The organism is Streptomyces sp. SAS_270, assembly GCF_052543295.1.
Map to the genome: position 1 here is coordinate 1 of NZ_JBMNDS010000126.1, position 18,434 is coordinate 18,434.

20 protein-coding genes are annotated in these 18,434 nt (G+C 71.1%); 13 read left to right on the plus strand and 7 right to left on the minus strand.

Translation table 11 applies throughout. The features are described 5' to 3' along the window. Positions 1–26 precede the first annotated feature (26 nt). The 3 genes from ACN6LB_RS43430 to ACN6LB_RS43440 form a co-directional block, all read right to left on the minus strand. Positions 27–572, minus strand: coding sequence for a PadR family transcriptional regulator (locus ACN6LB_RS43430; RefSeq protein ID WP_445030721.1), 546 nt, complete (start codon positions 570–572; stop codon positions 27–29). Positions 573–716: 144 nt separating this feature from the next. Next, on the minus strand, positions 717–1,502 hold the full coding sequence (locus tag ACN6LB_RS43435; protein WP_445030722.1) for a putative protein N(5)-glutamine methyltransferase: 786 nt from the start codon (positions 1,500–1,502) through the stop codon (positions 717–719). Positions 1,503–1,687: 185 nt separating this feature from the next. Further along, positions 1,688–2,689 carry a hypothetical protein gene (locus tag ACN6LB_RS43440; protein ID WP_445030737.1) on the minus strand — a complete coding sequence of 334 codons (1,002 nt, stop codon included), beginning with the start codon at positions 2,687–2,689 and terminating at the stop codon, positions 1,688–1,690. A 200-nt stretch (positions 2,690–2,889) separates the two neighbouring features. Here ACN6LB_RS43440 and ACN6LB_RS43445 point away from each other — a divergent pair, with 200 nt between their 5' ends. Beyond that, the gene (locus ACN6LB_RS43445) at positions 2,890–3,399 is read left to right on the plus strand and encodes a MarR family winged helix-turn-helix transcriptional regulator (protein WP_445030723.1); all 510 of its coding nucleotides are present in this window, start codon (positions 2,890–2,892) and stop codon (positions 3,397–3,399) included. A gap of 119 nt (positions 3,400–3,518) precedes the next feature. Here ACN6LB_RS43445 and ACN6LB_RS43450 read toward each other — a convergent pair whose 3' ends face one another. Both ACN6LB_RS43450 and ACN6LB_RS43455 read right to left on the minus strand, forming a co-directional pair. Then, a complete protein-coding gene (locus tag ACN6LB_RS43450; protein WP_356143377.1) occupies positions 3,519–4,277 on the minus strand; it encodes a GNAT family N-acetyltransferase in 759 nt (252 codons plus the stop codon). A gap of 38 nt (positions 4,278–4,315) precedes the next feature. Further along, positions 4,316–5,239: an NADP-dependent oxidoreductase gene (locus ACN6LB_RS43455; RefSeq protein ID WP_445030724.1), complete on the minus strand. Its 924-nt coding sequence runs from the start codon at positions 5,237–5,239 to the stop codon at positions 4,316–4,318. A gap of 264 nt (positions 5,240–5,503) precedes the next feature. Here ACN6LB_RS43455 and ACN6LB_RS43460 point away from each other — a divergent pair, with 264 nt between their 5' ends. After that, positions 5,504–6,109, plus strand: coding sequence for a sulfite oxidase-like oxidoreductase (locus tag ACN6LB_RS43460; RefSeq protein ID WP_356143344.1), 606 nt, complete (start codon positions 5,504–5,506; stop codon positions 6,107–6,109). Between the two features lie 13 nt (positions 6,110–6,122). Continuing rightward, positions 6,123–6,896, plus strand: coding sequence for a ferredoxin reductase (locus tag ACN6LB_RS43465; protein ID WP_445030725.1), 774 nt, complete (start codon positions 6,123–6,125; stop codon positions 6,894–6,896). A 43-nt stretch (positions 6,897–6,939) separates the two neighbouring features. Here the strand turns inward: ACN6LB_RS43465 and ACN6LB_RS43470 are convergent, their stop codons facing one another. After that, a complete protein-coding gene (locus ACN6LB_RS43470) occupies positions 6,940–7,860 on the minus strand; it encodes a universal stress protein (RefSeq protein WP_445030726.1) in 921 nt (306 codons plus the stop codon). A gap of 448 nt (positions 7,861–8,308) precedes the next feature. Here ACN6LB_RS43470 and ACN6LB_RS43475 point away from each other — a divergent pair, with 448 nt between their 5' ends. From ACN6LB_RS43475 to ACN6LB_RS43485, 3 genes are all read left to right on the plus strand, one after another. Then, entirely contained in the window at positions 8,309–8,893 is a 585-nt protein-coding gene (locus ACN6LB_RS43475) for an Rv1733c family protein (protein ID WP_445030727.1), read from the plus strand. A 118-nt stretch (positions 8,894–9,011) separates the two neighbouring features. Next, positions 9,012–9,476, plus strand: coding sequence for a Crp/Fnr family transcriptional regulator (locus ACN6LB_RS43480; protein ID WP_356143350.1), 465 nt, complete (start codon positions 9,012–9,014; stop codon positions 9,474–9,476). Between the two features lie 82 nt (positions 9,477–9,558). Further along, positions 9,559–10,269, plus strand: a complete 711-nt coding sequence (locus tag ACN6LB_RS43485) for a response regulator (protein WP_445030728.1) — start codon at positions 9,559–9,561, stop codon at positions 10,267–10,269. Between the two features lie 186 nt (positions 10,270–10,455). On the opposite strand, the gene ACN6LB_RS43490 is transcribed toward ACN6LB_RS43485, so the two are convergent. Next, a complete protein-coding gene (locus ACN6LB_RS43490; RefSeq protein WP_445030729.1) occupies positions 10,456–12,174 on the minus strand; it encodes a GAF domain-containing protein in 1,719 nt (572 codons plus the stop codon). Positions 12,175–12,551: 377 nt separating this feature from the next. Here ACN6LB_RS43490 and ACN6LB_RS43495 point away from each other — a divergent pair, with 377 nt between their 5' ends. The 7 genes from ACN6LB_RS43495 to ACN6LB_RS43525 form a co-directional block, all read left to right on the plus strand. Then, positions 12,552–13,247, plus strand: coding sequence for a type 1 glutamine amidotransferase domain-containing protein (locus tag ACN6LB_RS43495; protein WP_445030731.1), 696 nt, complete (start codon positions 12,552–12,554; stop codon positions 13,245–13,247). Positions 13,248–13,249: 2 nt separating this feature from the next. Further along, complete coding sequence (locus ACN6LB_RS43500; RefSeq protein ID WP_445030732.1) at positions 13,250–13,816, plus strand: TetR/AcrR family transcriptional regulator; 567 nt, start codon at positions 13,250–13,252, stop codon at positions 13,814–13,816. Positions 13,817–13,909: 93 nt separating this feature from the next. Next, entirely contained in the window at positions 13,910–15,052 is a 1,143-nt protein-coding gene (locus tag ACN6LB_RS43505) for an anion permease (RefSeq protein ID WP_445030733.1), read from the plus strand. 19 nt (positions 15,053–15,071) lie between these two features. Next, complete coding sequence (locus tag ACN6LB_RS43510) at positions 15,072–15,305, plus strand: hypothetical protein (RefSeq protein WP_356143362.1); 234 nt, start codon at positions 15,072–15,074, stop codon at positions 15,303–15,305. Positions 15,306–15,325: 20 nt separating this feature from the next. After that, the gene (gene ppk2, locus ACN6LB_RS43515) at positions 15,326–16,216 is read left to right on the plus strand and encodes a polyphosphate kinase 2 (RefSeq protein ID WP_445030734.1); all 891 of its coding nucleotides are present in this window, start codon (positions 15,326–15,328) and stop codon (positions 16,214–16,216) included. Between the two features lie 342 nt (positions 16,217–16,558). Continuing rightward, positions 16,559–17,578 (plus strand): glycoside hydrolase family 11 protein, encoded by a 1,020-nt coding sequence (locus tag ACN6LB_RS43520; protein ID WP_445030735.1) that lies wholly within the window; start codon positions 16,559–16,561, stop codon positions 17,576–17,578. Between the two features lie 31 nt (positions 17,579–17,609). After that, on the plus strand, positions 17,610–18,434 hold an 825-nt coding region (locus tag ACN6LB_RS43525), incomplete at its 3' end, for a polysaccharide deacetylase family protein (RefSeq protein WP_445030736.1).

The window sequence follows — 18,434 nt, forward strand, 5'->3', positions numbered from 1 at the left end:
GCCGCCCCCTCCCCGGGGGCGGCCGCCTACTCGTGCGCGGGAAGTTGTCCGAACTCCACCAGGGCATGGGTCAGCCACTGGATCCAGAAGGTCTCCAGGTCGATACCTGCGCGCAGGACGAGGTGGTGCAGACGGTCCTGGGGGTCGTCCTTGCCGGGCGGGAAGTCCCGCTGCTGGATCTCCTCGTACTCGGCCAGTTGCCGCTGGTGGAGGGTGAGATGGCGGCGCAGGTCGGCCTCGATGCCGGTGGTGCCGACGACGGCTGCCGCCCGCAGGCGCAGCAGCAAGGTGTCCCGCAGGGGTTTGGGGTCCTGGCCGGCGGCGGTCCAGCGGGCCAGTTCGTCGCGGCCCGCGGCGAGCACCTCGTAACTCTTCTTCTGGCCTCGGGCGGGCTGTTCGGCGGGCAGGGCGCGGATGTGTCCTTCCGCCTCCAGCTTGCCCAGCTCGCGATAGATCTGCTGATGCGTCGCCGACCAGAAGTAGCCGATCGACTTGTCGAAACGCCGGGTCAGCTCAAGGCCGGACGACGGTTTCTCTAGCAGAGCGGTGAGGATCGCGTGCGGGAGGGACATGAGGTCATCCTAGGGACGGTCGTATGCGCCCTTGCAGGGCGCCTTCCCCTTCGCCCGCCAGGTCGGCACGTCCACCGGACCGTCGTGGCCACCGGCTCGTCATGGAACGCCTGCGCCCCTCCCGCTCCGCGCACCCCCGAGTCCCTAGCCGCGCGTTCCGATCACGACATGGGCGTACAGCTCCTGCGAGACGGCAAGCCGGGCCGTGAGGCCGTTGCGGGTGAACGTGTCGAGGGCGGCGGCGGCCTGGCGTTCGCTGGTCTCGACGAACAGGGAGCCGCCGGGTGCCAGCCATGCGGGCGCCTCGGCCGCGACCCGGCGCAGGATGTCGAGGCCGTCCGCGCCTCCGTCGAGGGCGACCAGGGGTTCGTGGTCGCGGGCCTCGGGCGGCAGGAGGCCGACCTTGTCGGTGGGGACGTAGGGCACGTTGGCCGCCAGGAGGTCGACGCGGCCGCGCAGCGTGTCGGGCAGCGCCGCGAACAGGTCGCCTTCGTGGGCCCGACCGCCGTACGCGGCGATGTTGCGGCGGGCGCAGACCACCGCGGCGGGGTCGATGTCGGCGGCGTGCAGCTCGGGTCCGCCGAGCGACGCGGCCAACGCGGCGCCCACGGCGCCCGAGCCGCAGCACAGATCCACGACGAGGGATGCGGCGCGCCCGAGGGCGAGGGCCTGGTCGACGAGGAACTCCGTGCGACGGCGGGGGACGAAGACGCCGGGCTCCACGGTGACGCGCAGGCCGTGGAACTCGGCCCAGCCGACGACGTGTTCGAGGGGCAGTCCCGCGACGCGCCGGTCGACCATGGCGGCGGCCTCGTCCGGGGTGCGGGCGGTGGAGAGGATCAACTCCGCCTCGTCCTCGGCGAAGACACAGCCTGCGGAGCGGAGCGCGGCGACGACCGAAGCGGGGGAATCGGAGGAGAGAGGGGGCATGGAAGCCGAGGGCCTTTCGAAGATCCGAAGGGCGCTCTCGCGGTCACCTACACGCGGTGAGCCGTGTTGCCTTGAGGAGAGAGCACCCGACCTGACACAGCGGAAATGGGTCTCACCTCCTCGGCAACTGCGCGGCTGGGACGCTCCACAGCCGGGACGGCCACATTACAGGAACGATCAGCCGTTCAGACGGCGACCGTCTCCTCCAGTTCGGCTTCCTCCTCGGCGTCCTGCGGTTCGGCGGACTGCCGCTCGGTCACGGGCTCCTCGTGTACGGCGCCACGGGCGCGCACGCGCTCCACGGCGCCGGCGACGGCGGTGACGAACAGGCCGACGGCGAGCCAGGCGACGAGCGTCCAGATATTGCCGGTGAGGCCGTTCCCGTCGAAGTACAGGAGACTGCGCGCGCCCTCGACGAAGCCGGCGCCGTTCCAGAAGGCGTGCAGGGTGCCGAAGAAGCCGTTCTGCAGCTCGGGCCGGAACAGGCCCCCGGAGCTGGTGAAGTTGAGCATCACGAAGAGCACCATCATCGCGAGCGTGGTCCAGCGCTTGAGGAAGGTGTGCAGCCCGACGCCGACGAAGAGGATGCCCGCGGAGTAGAGCCAGCCCATCCCCCACAGGCCGGTGAGGTCGTGGTGGGCGAGGTGGAAGACGGGCCCGGCGAGCAGCGCGCCGATGCCGCTGACGACACCGGACACGCCGACGGCCAGCAGCGCCCGCACCCGCAGGGGCAGCCCCCCGCCCGCTGCGCCGAGAGCGGCGACGGACGCGTACGAGCCGATGCTCAGCGCGATGAGCAGGAAGAACAGGCCCTGGCCCGTGGGGTCGTCATCGACCGGCGGGGCGACGTCGGTGATCTTCAGCGGTATGCCCTGCTGGGCCGCGAGGGGCGTGAAGACCTTCTCTACGGCGGTGGCACCCATGTCGGAGGCGGCCGTGGCGACGACGAGCTCGGGCGCCTTGGCGTCAAGGACGTAGGCGCCGGTGATGTCACGGGACTTGAGCAGGTCGACCGCGGCGGGGCGGCCGGCGACGGTCCGCACGTCGAGGGCGTCCCCGGCCTTGTCCTTGACGGTCTGCGCGAACACCTTCGCCTCGGGGCCGGAGCCGACGACGGCGACGGGCAGGTGGTTCGGCTCGGGGGTGACGAACGCACCCATGTAGGCAAGCCCCATACCGAGGCACATCAGCAGTGGGGTGATCAGGTGGGTGAGCACATGCCGCAGCGCGGGTGATCGGGTACCGGCGGCCGCTCCCGGAGCGGCGCCGTGGATCTCGGGACTCCCGGCCCGGTGACTGGCGGACATGGTCGCGACCTCCATTGGTTGGCTTATACAACTCCTGCTTCCAGTTGTACTATACAACCAATGGAGTGAGGAGGTGCCCCATGAAGTCGGCCGAGAAGCCCGATGAGAGCGTTGTCACTGATCAGGACGGCACTGTCGGGACCGCCGATGAGGCCGTCGAGACGATTCAGCGCGAGATGACGGCCTTCGCCCGGCGTGCCAGGGCCTCTGCGGGGCGCATGCACCCGGAGCTGTCGCTGGTGTCCTACACCCTGCTCGGTCATCTGGAGGAGAGCGGCGGCTGCCGGGCCACCGACCTGGCGGCGCACTACGCGCTGGACAAGTCCACGGTGAGCCGGCAGGTGGCCGCGTTGGAGCGTGCCGGGCTCATCGAACGGCGCCTCGACCCGGAGGACCACCGCGTCCAGGTGCTGCATCTCACGGACGCCGGCGGTCGGATCCTCGCGCAGGTCACCGAGAGCCGCCGGGGCGCCTTCCGGGAACGTCTGGAGGGCTGGCCCGAGGACGACCTCGCCCGCTTCGCGGCGTACCTGTTGCGGTACAACGCGGCGGCCACGCAGACACCCCTCAGGGATGCGGCAACGGACTGAGCGGCCGTGCCGGGGCGCACACGGCCGCTCGCGGAACCTCAGCGGGCGCCGGGACTCCCGGACACCCCGGGCGCAGGAAGGGTGCGCCGTTGGTCGCGATCCCCGGCGCCTCGCCGCCGTCAGACGCCCACGGCCCGCCCGTCCTCCAGGTGCTCGGGCACGCGTGCCGCGAGGAAGCGGGTGGTGCGGCGCAGCCGGAAGCCCAGGGCCTCGTAGAGCCGGATCGCATTGGTGTTGCTCGCGGCGGCGTGCAGGAAGGGGGTCTCGCCGCGCTCGCGAATGCCGTGCGCGACGGCCAGCATCAGCCGTGTCGCCAGGCCCTCGCCCCGAAAGTCGGGGTCGGTGCAGACGGCGCTGATCTCGGTCCAGCCCGGCGGGTGCAGCCGCTCCCCCGCCATCGCGACGAGCACACCGCCCCGGCGTATCCCCAGGTAGGTGCCGAGTTCGACGGTGCGCGGCAGGAAGGGGCCGGGCCTGGTCCGCTCGACCAGGTCCATCATGTCGGGGACGTCGGCGGCCCCGAGCCGGACGGCCTCGGCGTCCGGTGCCGCGGCCAGGCCGTCGTCGACGAGCTGCACACCGTCCAGGTCGAAGGTCAGCTCCCAGCCGTCCGGGGTCTGCCCGCGGAACCCGGCGAGCGGGGCATCGGCGCCGGGGCCCACGAGAGCCGCGAGGTCGGCCCAGTCGTCGGCGTCGGGCTCGTCGGGCAGAGCCAGCCAGGGCGACACGTCGACGGGATAGCGCAGCACCCGGCCCCGCCGCTCGGCGAAGCCGGCGTGCGGACCGGTCAGCGAGGCGAGCGCGGGATTGTCCAGCGGATGACGCCCGGAACCCGACGGGACAGCCGGCACGGTGATCGCCCCGCCGCCCGACGCCATGGCCGACGCCCTGTCGGAGGCACTGCTCGATGCCTTGCTCATATCGCGACCTCGATCACGATCTTGCCGCGGGCGTGGCCGTCCTCGACGGTCCGCAGCGCCTCGGCGGCCCCTTCCAGGGGGAACGTCTGCGTGACGAACGGCCGGAGCCTGCCGTCCACCACCAGCTTCGCCACCTCGTCGAGTACGGCCGCGGTGCGGGCGCGCGCCACGCGGGCGCCGCCCAGACGTTCCGCCGCCTCCTGGGACGCCCCCGCGGTGATCAGCTTCGTGCGGTCGGTGAGAAGCGTGGCGACTTCTTCGAGTACGCCGTCGCCGACGAGGTCGAACACCGCGTCGACGCCCTCCGGTGCCGCCGCCCGCACCCGCTCGGCCAGGCCGGGCCCCGACGGCACGTGCACGGCGCCGAGCGACTCCACGAAGTCCTTCTTGCCGTCACTCGCCACACCGATCACACGCACCCCGTAGGCACGGGCGATCTGGACGGCCGCGACACCCACGCCGCCGCCCGCCCCGGTGATCAGCACAGTGGCCCCCGAAGGCAGGTCCAGCTGACGCACCCCGTCGTACGCGGTCGCCGCGGCCACCGGCAGGGCGGCGGCGTCCACGAACGACAGCGCCGCCGGCTTGTGCGCGGTGACGGCCACGGGCAGCACGGCGTAAGTGGCGTAGCCCCCGGCGACCGGGTTGCCGAAGACCTCGTCCCCGACCGCGAACCCGCTCACGTCGGCGCCGACCTCCTCGACGACACCGGCGACCTCGTTGCCGAAGACGGCGGGCAGCTCGCGAGCGGGGCCGCCGGGGCGGCGATAGCCGGTGCGCTGCTTCCAGTCGACGGGATTCACGCCCGCCGCGCGCACGGCGACCAGGACCTGACCGGGGCCGGGACCCGGCCGGGTCTGCTCCACCAGTGCCTCGGTCCCCGGACCGCCGTACCGCGTGAAGACGTACGCCTTGGGCATGTGCTCCCTCACTCTCGTTCGCCGCCACCGAATGTATGGGCCATCGTTCGGGGCACTAGAGGCAAGGAAGATCACGGCACGGCTATTCCCGGCCCGTCGAGGCGTTCACACCGCCGCAATGATCGGGAGCCGGCGCACCCCTGTGCAGGGAGTGGCGTCCACTTCCGCGTACCGTGGAGCGTGTACGCGGCGTCCGAATCGCGTGCGCATCGATCACGCTCGACCAGCGGGCCTCCGTGCGGACGGCCTGGAGGCACCACCCCTATGAACGTCACCCGAGGCTTCACCGGGCGCCCGCGCGTCCACAACGCCGGACTCCCGCCCGGTCAGTACGACGCGGGCGACGACTGGCCGGTGCTGTCCGCCGAGGTCACCCCCGATCTGACGCCCGCCGACTGGACCTTCCGCGTCGACGGTCTGGTGGCCGAGCCGCGCACCTGGGACTGGGACGAGGCGCACACACTGCCCGCGTCGGCGTACGAGGGCGACATCCACTGCGTGACGAGCTGGTCGAAGTTCGGGGTGCGCTTCGGCGGAGTGTCCCTGGACGCGTTCCTCGAGGCCGCGCGCCCGGACACCGCGGCGACCCACGCGGTCGCCTACTCGCACACCGGATACACGACGAACCTCCCGCTCGCCGACCTCACCGGCGGCCGCGCCTGGATCGTCTGGGAGTACGGCGGGAAGCCGCTGCCCGCCGAGCACGGCGGCCCGGCGCGGCTGATCGTGCCCCACCTGTACTTCTGGAAGAGCGCCAAGTGGATCGCGGGCCTCAGGATCCTCGACCACGACGAGCCGGGCTTCTGGGAGCAGAACGGCTACCACGCACGCGGCAACCCCTGGGAAGAGCAGCGCTACTCCGGTGACTGAGACGACCGTATCGATGACGACCGCACCCACCCTGCCCGGGCCCTTCGTCCCGCCGACGCGGTTCGCCGTGCCCGGCCGGATCGCCGTCGGCAACCGGACGGCGGCCACCTGGCAGACCGCGACGCTCACCGGGATCCGCCGCGAGACACCGCACGCGACCACCTTCCGCCTCGCGGTGCCGCAGTGGGCGGGGCACCTGCCAGGCCAGCACCTGATGCTGCGGCTGACCGCACACGACGGCTACGCGGCCCAGCGCCACTACTCCATCGCCTCCGCGCCCGACGACTCCGGGCACATCGAGCTGACCTTGGATCATGTCGAGGGCGGCGAGGTGTCCGGCTGGTTCCACACCGGGGCCGCGATCGGTGACACGGTCGAGGTACGGGGCCCGCTCAGCGGCTTCTTCGCCTGGCCCGGCGACCGGCCCGCACTGCTCATCGGCGCGGGCTCCGGCGTCGTACCCCTGATGTCGATGCTGCGCCACCACCGCGCACGCGATCTGGAGGTACCGCTGCGCCTGCTCGTCTCGGCACGCAGACCCGAAGAGCTCATCTACGCGCGGGAGTACGGCGAGGAGACCACACCTGTGTTCACGCGCAGCGCTCCCGAGGATATGGCCGTAGGACGTATGGCGGCCGCACATGTGGCACCGCTCCTGGCGGATCAGCCTCCTGGTGGGTGGGAGGCCTATGTGTGCGGTTCCAACGGGTTCGCCGAGCATGCCTCGCGGCTGCTCGTCGAGGCGGGGCAGCCCGTGGACCGCATCCGCATCGAGCGCTTCGGCTGAGGCCGGCCGGGTCCTGGACGGCTCGGTCGCCGCGGACGGAACGTCAGGTGTGCGGCACCACGGCTACCGGGCAGGTCGCGTGGTGGATCAGTGAGTGCACGGCGCGGCCCAGGCCCGTTCCGTGACCGGCACCGGCCTCACCCGTGCCTGCCCTGCGGCCGATGACCAGCAGGCCGGCCCCGGTGGACGCCTTGAGCAGATGGTGTCCGGGGTGGCCGTAGACCACTTCCTCCCGGACGTCGGTCTCGGGGAACTTGTGGCGCCACGGCTGCAACGTGGCCGACAGGACACGCCACTTGCCCTCCTCCCGCTCGGCGCTGACGTCGGGCAGCGGCACACCGGGGGCACAGCCGCGCAGCGGGGGCAGCGTCCAGGTGTGCAGGACGTGCAGCGCCGTCGAGCGGGAGGCTGCCGCGTCGAAGGCGTACCCGATGAGGTCGTCGGCCGGATGGTCCACGTCGAGGCCGAGCACCACCGGCAGGTAGGGGGCCTGATCCGGCGGCGTCCCGTCGATGGGCCGGTTCCGTTCGTCCTCGGGGAGTTCGCCCGCGCGCACGAGGACGACCGGGCGCTCGGCGCGCGCCGACACCTCCAGGGCGACCGAGCCGACGAGGAAGCCCGCGAAACCGGTGAAACCGCGTGAGCCGAGGACGAGCGTCTCCGACTGGGCCGCGGCCTCCAGCAGAGCCGGGACCGCGGGCGTCTCGGTGCTGCGGGCGATGATGTCCAACGCCGGGTGGGCGTAGGACAGTTGGATCGCCGCCCGGTCGAGTGCGGTGCGGATGCGCCCGGCGGGCACGTCGACGTCCGGTAGGCGCACGGGCGACGTCGGCGCGATGCCCGCCTGCAGCAGGCGCAGTGGAAGGTGGCGGCGTTCGGCCTCGCGGGCGGCCCAGTCGGCGGCGTCCAGACTGGTCCGCGAGCCGTCGATGCCGACGGTGACGGTACGGGTGCCGGTGTTCATGACTCCTGCCTTTCGGGGGTTCGGCGGTCGGCCGGTGCGGACCCTCGCGTCGGCCTCGGGCACGTCCGTGCCGCGGCCGTGGGTCCAGAGCCGGTGGGGCGCGTACGAGTCCGGGGCCGGGAGCCGGCAGGCCCTGCCGGACGGCGGAACGCATGGCCGCGGAGGGAGCCTTGGCGGCAAGGGGATGCGGCCGTCACCTCGCCGGCGGCGCACCAGCGCGCATCGAGCGTGGCTGGACGGTCGTTCGCCATCGTGGCTCCTGTTCGCTGCGCGGCGTGCCTGCGCGGGTTCCACGGGGAACTCGGATCAGTCGTACGGCGAGGCAATCGGCGCGGGTCCACTGTGGACGCTCGCAGCCGTGCGCGGTACGCCGGGAGAGGTGGACCGGCCCTTCGTGGGGGCCGTTCGGCCCCTCCGCGGGCCGGGCAGCGGTGGCAAGGAGGTTGAGATGCGAACCCGGGTACGCGGTTGGCGCTGGCGCCGCAATTCGCTGCGCCGCCGCTCGGACGTCGTCGAGGCGTGCACGGTCACGGTGATCGCCATGCTGCTGCTGGTCGGGGCGCCGCTGGCGACGGTGGCCGCGGGCTGGTGGGCACACGACGCCACCGAGGCGAAAGCCGCGGCACAGCGCGCCGAACGTCACCGGATGCACGCCGTGGTCGTCGAGGACGCGCCACCCGCGGTGCCCACGACCCCCGGCGGCAAGGAGCACATGTACTGGGTGAAGGTGCGCTGGACCATGCCCGGCGAGGGCCCGCGGACGGGCTCGGCCCGTGTCCCGGCGGGCACCCTGCGCGGCGAGAGCGCCGGCGTCTGGGTCGACACCCGGGGCCGCAGTGTCGGGCCGCCGCTGAACGGCACCGCCGTCTGGCAACACACCGTCACCACTGGAGCGTTGACCGGCGGTTGCGTCGCAGCCGTCGTCCTCGTCACGCACTTCCTCGTGCGCCGGATCGCCGGCCGCCACCGGCTGGCCGAGTGGGAGCGCGAGTGGGCACGTATGGGACCCGAGTGGGGGCGGCGCACGGCGTGACGCCCGGGTCGTGACCGCTCGGGCCCGGGCGGGGGCCTGTTGGCCCCTGTCGGGCGCGGCACCGGCACGGGACTCTGGAGCTGCCGCCCTCATCGGGCGGCTCCGGAAAGGGGACCCCATGACCGCTCCCCCGGCTCCGCCGCTGTCCCAGGCCCTCGAACCCGAGCATCGCGGACGCCTGATGCGGTTCGCCCGCGAGGTGTCCTTCCCGCAGGGCACCCGCATCTTCGAGGCGGGCGGGCGTGCCGATCACTTCTGGATCGTGCGCAGCGGGACGGTCGCCCTCGACATGCGGGTGTCCGGCCGGCCCTCGCCCGTCATCGACACGCTCGGCTTCGGCCAGCTCCTCGGCTGGTCCTGGCTGTTCCCGCCCTACGTGTGGCAGCTCGGGGCGGAGGCACTGTGCCCGGTGCACGCCCAGGAACTCGACGCGTCGACCGTGCGGTTGCTGTGCCGGTCCGATCCCGCGCTGGGCGCCGCGGTCGGGCACTGGGTCGGCCGGGTGCTCGCCCACCGGCTGCACGCGGCCCGTACGCGCCTGCTCGATGTGTACGCCCCCTACGGCAGTGGTGCAGTCCACTGACGGGACCATTGGGCCCTGTCCGACTTGTGCCGTCGTGCGCGAGGATCAGCCGAGAGTCCCCGCCGTCCCGGGAGCAGCGCGCATGGTCGAACCGACGCAGCAAGTGCCGAACACGACACCGATCCGGGTCTTCCTCCTCGACGACCATGAGGTGGTCCGCCGGGGACTGCACGACCTCATCGACGCCGAACCGGACATGGTGGTCGTCGGCGAGGCCGGGACGAGCGAGCAGGCACTGGTCCGCGCTCCGGCGCTCCGTCCCGACGTGGCGATCCTCGACGTACGCCTCCCGGACAGTGACGGGATCTCCGTCTGCCGTGAACTGCGGTCCCGTGAGGCGGGGTTGGCGTGTCTAATGCTGACCTCGTTCGACGACGACGATGCACTGCTGGACGCGATCATGGCGGGGGCCTCCGGCTATGTGCTGAAGCAGATCAGGGGCTCCGACCTGATCTCGGCCGTGCGCACGGTCGCCTCCGGGCAGTCGATGCTCGATCCGGCCACCACCGCCCGGCTGATGAGCAGCCTGCGCGGCCCGCAGAGCGACACGGACCCACCGGGCGACGGTCGTCTGACCGCGCTCTCGGAGCGGGAGCGGGAGATCCTCGCCCTGATCGGCGAGGGACTCACGAACCGTCAGATCGGCAAACGGCTCTACCTTTCCGAGAAGACGGTGAAGAACGGGATCTCGCGCCTGCTGTCCAAGCTGGGCGTGGAGCGGCGCGTCCAGGCGGCGGTGATCGCGGCACAGTATCCGCAGCCGCCGGGGGCGCGGGGCGGGAGCGGTGGCTGAGGCCGGACGTCCGCGCTCGACTTGACCCCGCGCGCCGCCGGCGTCGGGGTGGCCTTCCGGGAGACCTCCACCTCGCCGCGGTCGAGGCCGGCTTCACCGCGGGCCCGCCGCGGGTGGCCGCCGGTCACGTCACGCCCACGGTCGAGGCACGCGCACCGTCGAGGCATCCGCGCGTTCGAGCGGGTCTCATCGCGGACCGAGCGGCACCCGCCACTCCAGCCGTGTGCCCGCACCTTCCTGAGGCACCGTCACTTTCAGGTGCCCGCCCAGAAGTTCGGCTCTTTCCGACAGGTTGCGCAGTCCGCTGCGGCGGCCGCTGCCGGCATCCGTGCCGATGCCGTTGTCGCTGATGGCGAGGGTGAGGTGTCCGTCCCGGACGACGAGTGCCACCTCCGCGGCGGTGGCCCGTGCGTGCCGGGCCACATTGGTGAGTGCCTCGACGACGACGGCGAGGGCGTCCTCGGCAAGGGCGGCGGCGACGTCCACGTCGACCAGCCCCTCCATCCGCAGCGCGGGGGTGAAGCCGAGTACGGGGACCACTTCCTCCAGAGCGCGGACCACACGGATGCGCAGTCCGGCGGACGGCGTCTCATGGGCGCGCAGGCCGAAGATGGTCGACCGGATGATCTTGATGGTGGTGTCCAGGTCGTCGACCGCCCGGCCGAGGCGCTCGGCGGCCTGCGGATGCTGCACGAAGCGCTGGGCGCTCTGCAGGGTCATGCCGGTCGCGAACAGGCGCTGGATCGCCAGGTCGTGCAGGTCGCGGGCGATCCGGTCGCGGTCCTCCAGCAGGCTCATCTGCTCGGTGTCGCGCCGCCGTTCCGCGAGTTCCATCGCGAGGGCGGCCTGCCCGGCGAACCCGAGCAGCGGTGCGGTCTCGACCTCCGTGAAGGGCGGCCGACCCGCGCCCCGGGCCAGCATGAGGACACCGCGGAGCCCCTCGCGGGTGCCCATGGGGACGGCCACGGCGGGCCCGAGTCCCTCCCAGCGGTCGGGGCCGTACGTGATCCGGGGGTCCTTGCGCACGTCGGCGGTCGCCACGAGGGTTCCCGCACTCAGCGCGGCGCCCGCGAGGGTGCCCTCCCTGGGCAGCAGGAGCCCTCGGTGCGTCTCGGCGTGCTGGCCCAGCGCGAACGCGCCGCGCAGGTCGCCGGTGCCCTCGACGACGAGGTCGACGACGCCCAGGTCGGCTCCGGTGATCTCGCGGGCGCGTTCGAGCATCACCTCCAGGACCTCTGCTTCGGCCACCCCGGACAGCAGCCCGCTGGTGATCTCCGCGCCCGCCTCCAGCCAGCGTTCCCTGAGCCTGACCTCGCCGTACAGGCGGGCGTTCTCGATGGCCACACCCGCGGCCACGGCCAGGGTCGACAGGACGGCCTCGTCCTCGGGGTCGAAGTCTCCCCCACCGCGCTTCTGGGTCAGATAGAGGTTGCCGAAGACCGTGTCGCGGACCAGGATCGGGGCGCCGAGGAAGCTGTGCATGGGCGGGTGGTGCGCCGGGAATCCGGAGGACGCCGGGTGTGCGGACAGGTCGGTGAGCCGCAACACCTCGGGGTGGCGGATGAGTTCGCCGAGCAGGCCGTGTCCGGAGGGCAGGTCGCCGATCGCGGCCCACACCTCGTCGCTGACGCCCACCGGGATGAACTGCGCGAGTTTCTGCTGCTGCCCGATGACGCCGAGCGCCCCGTACTCGGCGTCGACCAGGACGACGGCGGCTTCGACGATCCGGCGCAGCACCTGCGCGAGGTCGAGTTCACGGCCCACCGACAGCACCGCCTCCAGGAGTCCCTGGAGCCGGTCGCGGGTGCCGCGTACGGTCTCGATCCGGAGCTGGAGTTCCTCCAGCAACTCGTCCAGGCGAAGCTTCGGCAGCCCGGTCCCGTCCCTGCGCCCGTCCCCGCCCATGTGCCCCTCCGCCCGGTGGGAGCCGACGTGACGTCGGCGCCGGGCCTCTTACGGTATCGGCTCAAGCCACGCAGCGGCATCGCGCGGTCGCCTGCCGTAACGGAAGGGGTGCGCCCGGATAGCGGCGCGGGGGGTGCATGGGTCAGGATCGGATCGGATCCTCGGCTGTCCGGCTTCGCGGAAGACCCATGAAAGTTCCTATCGCAGCCATTGGATCCGTCATTGGAAATCCGCCGCGGGCCGCCCTACCTTCGATGCGTGGCCGTACTGACACTTCGGACGCAGAACGTCAGCGCATCCATTCCGTCAGCACCCACGGCCGAACCACACCTCCGGGTCCGCACCCCGGATCCACCCCTCTCGGAGAAGAGCACACCATGTCGAAGATTCTGTTCGTCGTCACGGGCGCCGACCACTGGACCCTGGCCGACGGCACCAAGCACCCCAGCGGCTTCTGGGCCGAGGAGGCCGTGGCCCCGTACGAGGCGTTCAAGGCCGCGGGCCACGAGGTCGTCGTCGCCACCCCCGGTGGTGTGGTGCCCACCGTCGACCGCGGCAGCCTGGCCCCCGCGGTCAACGGCGGGCAGGAGGGCGCCGACAAGGTGACCGCGGCGCTGGCGTCCTTCACCGAGCTCCAGCACCCCATCGACCTGGCGGACGTCGTCCTCGGCGACTACGCCGCCGTCTTCTACCCCGGCGGCCACGGCCCGATGGAGGACCTCGCGGTCGACGCCGAGTCGGGCAGCCTGCTCACCCTCGCGCTGGAGTCGGGCAAGCCGCTCGGTGTCGTGTGCCACGGCCCGGCCGCGATGCTCGCCGCCACGAAGGAGGACGGCTCCAACACGTTCGCCGGCTACCAGGTGGCCGCGTTCACCAACGCCGAGGAGGTTCAGGGCGGGCTCGCGGACAAGGCCAAGTGGCTGCTGGAGGACCGGCTGACCGAGGTCGGCGTGCAGGTCCAGGTGGCCGAGCCGTGGGCGCCGCACGTGATCGTCGACCGCAACCTGGTCACCGGCCAGAACCCCGCCTCCTCCGCTCCGCTCGCCGCCGAGCTGCTGAAGAAGCTGGCCTGACCTTGCCCGCCGACCGGCTCGACGAGGTCCTCGACGCGACGTACGAGTGCCTGACCAGGTACGGCGTACGGCGCACCACGATGGACGACATCGCCTCCGCCATGGGCGTGTCCCGGTCGGCGGTCTACCAGTACGTGCGCGGCAAGGACGACGCCTTCCGAAGGCTCGCCGGGCGCCTGCACGACCGGGCTCTCACGCAGGCCCGCCGCGCGGCCGCGGACCAGGACGCCTCCTGCGCGACCCGCATCCGGGGTGTCCTGGAGGCCAAGTTCGACCTGGTGCTCCAGTTGTCCGGGGACTCCCCGCACACGGCCGAACTCCTCGACGAGCAGGCGCGGTTGTTCGCAGGCATCTGCACCGGTTTCACCACCGACCTGCGCAGCCTCCTGACCGCCCTGTTCGCCGAGGCGGGTACCGCCGGGCCCGTCACCCCGGCCCAGGCGGCCGACATCTGCCTCGCCCTCGTCGTCGGCCTCGAATCCGTCCCCGCCGGCACGCACCTCCTTCGCCCGGCTTCGGACGCGCTGCTCACCGGCCTGCTCGGCGCGCCCGTCGAAGCGAGCCGCTGACCGTTCGGTGGGCCGGCCGCGCCCGAACGCGCTTTGACATGGGCTTCACCTTCGCTTCGCCCCTCGTACGTCTGCGATTGCTTCCATCGGGGAATGGACCACATCACGTTCCTTGTGGCGGTCGTCATCGTCACGGCACTGGCCTTCGACTTCACCAACGGTTTCCATGACACGGCGAACGCGATGGCCACGTCCATCGCCACCGGCGCGCTCAAACCAAGAACGGCCGTGCTGGTCAGCGGTGTGCTGAACATCGTCGGCGCCTTCCTGTCGACGGAGGTCGCGAAGACCGTCTCGGGCGGCATCGTGGACGACACGCTGGTGTCACCGGGGATGATCTTCGCGGGGCTGGTCGGAGCGATTCTGTGGAATCTGCTGACCTGGCTGGTGGGGCTGCCGTCGAGTTCCTCGCACGCCCTGTTCGGAGGGCTGATCGGGGCGGTGTGGGTCGGCGCGGGTTCGCACGGCGTGCACTTCGACAAGGTTGTCGAGAAGATCCTGATCCCGGCGGTGGCCTCGCCGCTGGTGGCCGGTGCCGCGGCGCTGCTCGCGTACCGGATCACCGCTCGCGCCCGCGAGAAGTCGGTGACCAAGGGCTTCCGCCTCGGGCAGATCGCCTCCGCCTCGCTGGTCTCCCTCGCGCACGGCACCAACGACGCACAGAAGACCATGGGCGTGATCACACTGACGCTGATCTCGGCCGGAGCCCTCGGTCACGACGCCGGACCGCCGGTATGGGTGATCGCGTCCGCGGGGCTCGCCATCGGCCTGGGCACGTACCTCGGCGGCTGGCGGATCATCCGCACGATGGGCAAGGGGCTGACGGACATCCAGTCACCCCAGGGCTTCGCGGCCGAGGCCGCCTCCACCACCGTCATCCTCACCTCCGCGCATCTGGGTTTCGCGCTGTCCACCACGCAGGTGTGTTCCGGCGGCATCCTCGGTGCCGGGCTCGGCCGGCGGCTGGCCGAGGTGCGCTGGGGCACGGCCGGCCGCATGGTGATCGCGTGGCTGGTCACACTGCCCGCCGCCGCGCTGGTCGGCGGAGTCTCCGCGAGCGTGGTCAAGCACGGCGGGAACCTGGGCACCGCGGTGATCGCGCTGGTGGCCGTCGCCGTGGCCACGTCGATCGTGCTCGCCTCGCGCCGCAATCCGGTGCACGCGACGAACGTCAACGACACCCACGAGGTCACCGTCCGGGCCACGACGCCGACGCACGTCGGCACGGCCGCCTGAGCCAGGGAGAGTTCGAACAATGCATCTGGACTGGACCGCACTCGGCCAGGTCACCGCGGTGAGCGTCGGCGTCACCGTCTCCGTGGTCGTGGTCTTCGCCCTCGGCGTCCTGGGCCTCGCCCGCGTCGAGACGGCACGGGAGAAGGATGGCGGAACCCAGGCGCTCGGCCTCGCACAGGCCGGGCTCTGCTTTCTGACCTGCGCGGCCGTCGTCGCGTACGGAATCTATCTGATCGTGCCGCAGTTCCACTGAGACGAGCCGAGGAGAGTGCGATGACGCCACTGCTGACGGGGCTGACCGTCGACTACAGCGACCACGACGATCCGGTGCTCATCCGGCCCGACGGCACAACGGTGGACACCTGGCGGGAGAACTACCCCTACCAGGAGCGTATGGAGCGCAAGGAATACGACTGGCACAAGCGGCTCCAGCAGATCGAACTGCTGAAGCTGCAGAGCTGGATCAAGGAGACCGGCCGTCGGCTCGTCATCGTCTTCGAGGGGCGGGACGCGGCCGGCAAGGGCGGCACGATCAAGCGTTTCACCGAGCATCTCAACCCGCGGGGCGCCCGGGTGGTCGCGCTGGAGAAGCCCACCGAACGCGAGCGCGGGCAGTGGTACTTCCAGCGGTACGTCGAACATCTGCCGACCGCCGGCGAGATCGTGATGTTCGACCGGTCCTGGTACAACCGTGCCGGTGTCGAGCGGGTGATGGGCTTCTGCTCGCAGGACGAGTACCGGCGCTTCATGCGGCAGACCCCCGCCTTCGAGCGGATGCTCGTGGACGACGGCGTGGACCTGGTGAAGTTCTGGTTCTCGGTCTCGCAGAGCGAGCAGCGCACCCGTTTCACGATCCGTCAGGTGGATCCCGTACGGCAGTGGAAGCTGAGCCCGATGGACCTGGCGTCCCTGGACCGCTGGGACGACTACACCGCCGCCAAGGTCACCATGTTCCGCGAGACGGACACCGAACAGGCGCCCTGGACCGTGGTGAAGAGCAACGACAAGAAGCGGGCCCGCGTGGAGGCCATGCGCAGCGTCCTGGCCCGCTTCGACTACACGGGCAAGGACGAGGAGGTCGTCGGCAGCCCCGATCCGAGCATCGTGGGCGCTGCGGCGAACCTCCTGGAGGAAGGCGAGGACTACGACGGCGAGGCGCGCTGACCACCGCCGCCCAGCGCACGCGAAACGCCCCGTCCCCAGCTTCTGGGGGCGGGGCGTTTCGCGTATGCCGATGATCCGGAAGCGTTACGAAACTTTCGATGTCACGAGGTGGCGCATTGATCCTCGTTCAGGCCCTCTTGACGATCACTCAGGGAAGCCCAGTGGCCATATGGCAGATGACCTGGATGAACCATCCCTCATACGCGCCCGGCGGCGAGCGAAGCTTTCGCAATCATCGTCGAAACTGTTGACAGTTGACAGGGCCAGGCCAACACTGTTCGCCGTTGACAGCGCTCGCTCACCGCCCCACCGGCCTCATCAGGACGAGGAGGAAGCACGCCCATGAACGACGCACCCGCACAGCCGTCGAACCGCCCGCGCGCCCGCTTCGGGACACTCAACCGATTCAGGCTGCTGCTCAGCAGCGTCTGCGCCACGCTGCTGGTCGCCGTGGCCGCGATGACCATGCCCGGCAGCGCCAACGCCGACACGGTCGTCAACTCGAACCAGACCGGCACCAACAACGGCTACTTCTACTCGTTCTGGACCGACAGCCCCGGGTCGGTCTCGATGAACCTGGGATCGGGCGGCAACTACGGCACCTCGTGGAGCAACACGGGGAACTTCGTCGCCGGCAAGGGCTGGAGCACCGGCGGCCGCCGCAGCGTGACCTACTCGGGAAGTTTCAATCCGTCCGGCAATGCCTACCTGGCCCTCTACGGCTGGTCGCAGAACCCGCTCGTGGAGTACTACATCGTCGACAACTGGGGCACCTACCGGCCGACCGGCACGTTCAAGGGCACGGTCAACAGTGACGGCGGCACGTACGACATCTACGAGACGACGCGCTACAACGCCCCCTCCATCGAGGGCAACAAGACGTTCAACCAGTACTGGAGCGTCCGCCAGTCGAAGCGGACGGGCGGCACCATCACCACCGGCAACCACTTCGACGCCTGGGCCAGTCACGGGATGAACCTGGGGTCCTTCAACTACATGATCCTCGCGACCGAGGGCTACCAGAGCAGCGGGAACTCCAACATCACGCTGGGCGACTCCTCCGGTGGCGGCGGGGGCGGCGGCGGAGGAGGCGGCAGTGGTTGCACCGCCACCCTGTCCGCGGGCCAGCAGTGGAGCGACCGCTACAACCTCAACGTCGCCGTCACAGGATCCAGCAACTGGACCGTCACCATGAACGTCCCCACCCCCGAAAAGATCCTCTCCACCTGGAACATCAACGCCACCTACCCCAGCGCCCAGGTCCTCACCGCAAAACCCAACGGCAGCGGCAACAACTTCGGCGTCACCATCCAGACCAACGGCACCACCACCTGGCCAACCGTCACCTGCACCGCAACCTGACCCCGGGGACCCGAGAGGAGGATCTCTTCCCATGCGCATGCGAACCAGACCGAGTCCGTCGTTACGTTCCCTGGTCACGGGAGTGGCCGTGACCGCCATGGCGGTGGCGAGCACCGTGGCCGCCTCCGTGATCGACGCCACCCCGTCGCACGCCGCCACCTGCAACGGGTATGTCGGGCTCACCTTCGACGACGGCCCGTCCGGCAGCACGTCGAACCTGCTCAACGCGCTCAGGCAGAACGGGCTGAGGGCCACGATGTTCAACGAGGGCCAGTACGCCGCCGCCAACCCGGGTCTGGTCAAGTCCCAGGTCGACGCGGGCATGTGGGTCGGCGACCACAGTTACACCCACCCGCACATGACCCAGCTCAGCCAGTCGCAGATGGACTCGGAGATCTCCCGGACGCAGCAGGCCGTCGCGGCCGCGGGGGGCGGCACCCCGAAACTGTTCCGCCCGCCCTACGGTGAGACCAACTCGACGCTGAGGTCGGTCGAGGCGAAGTACGGCCTGACCGAGGTCATCTGGGACGTCGACTCGCAGGACTGGAACGGCGCGAGCACCGACGCGATCGTGCAGGCCAACGCCCGGCTCACCAGCGGCCAGATCATCCTCATGCACGACTGGTCCGCGAACACGCTCGCCGCGATCCCGCGCATCGCGCAGGGACTGGCCGGTCGTGGTCTGTGCGCCGGCATGATCTCTCCGCAGACCGGTCGCGCCGTGGCCCCCGACGGTGGCGGAGGGGGTGGAGGCGGAGGCAGTGGTTGCACCGCCACCCTGTCCGCGGGCCAGCAGTGGAGCGACCGCTACAACCTCAACGTCGCCGTCACAGGATCCAGCAACTGGACCGTCACC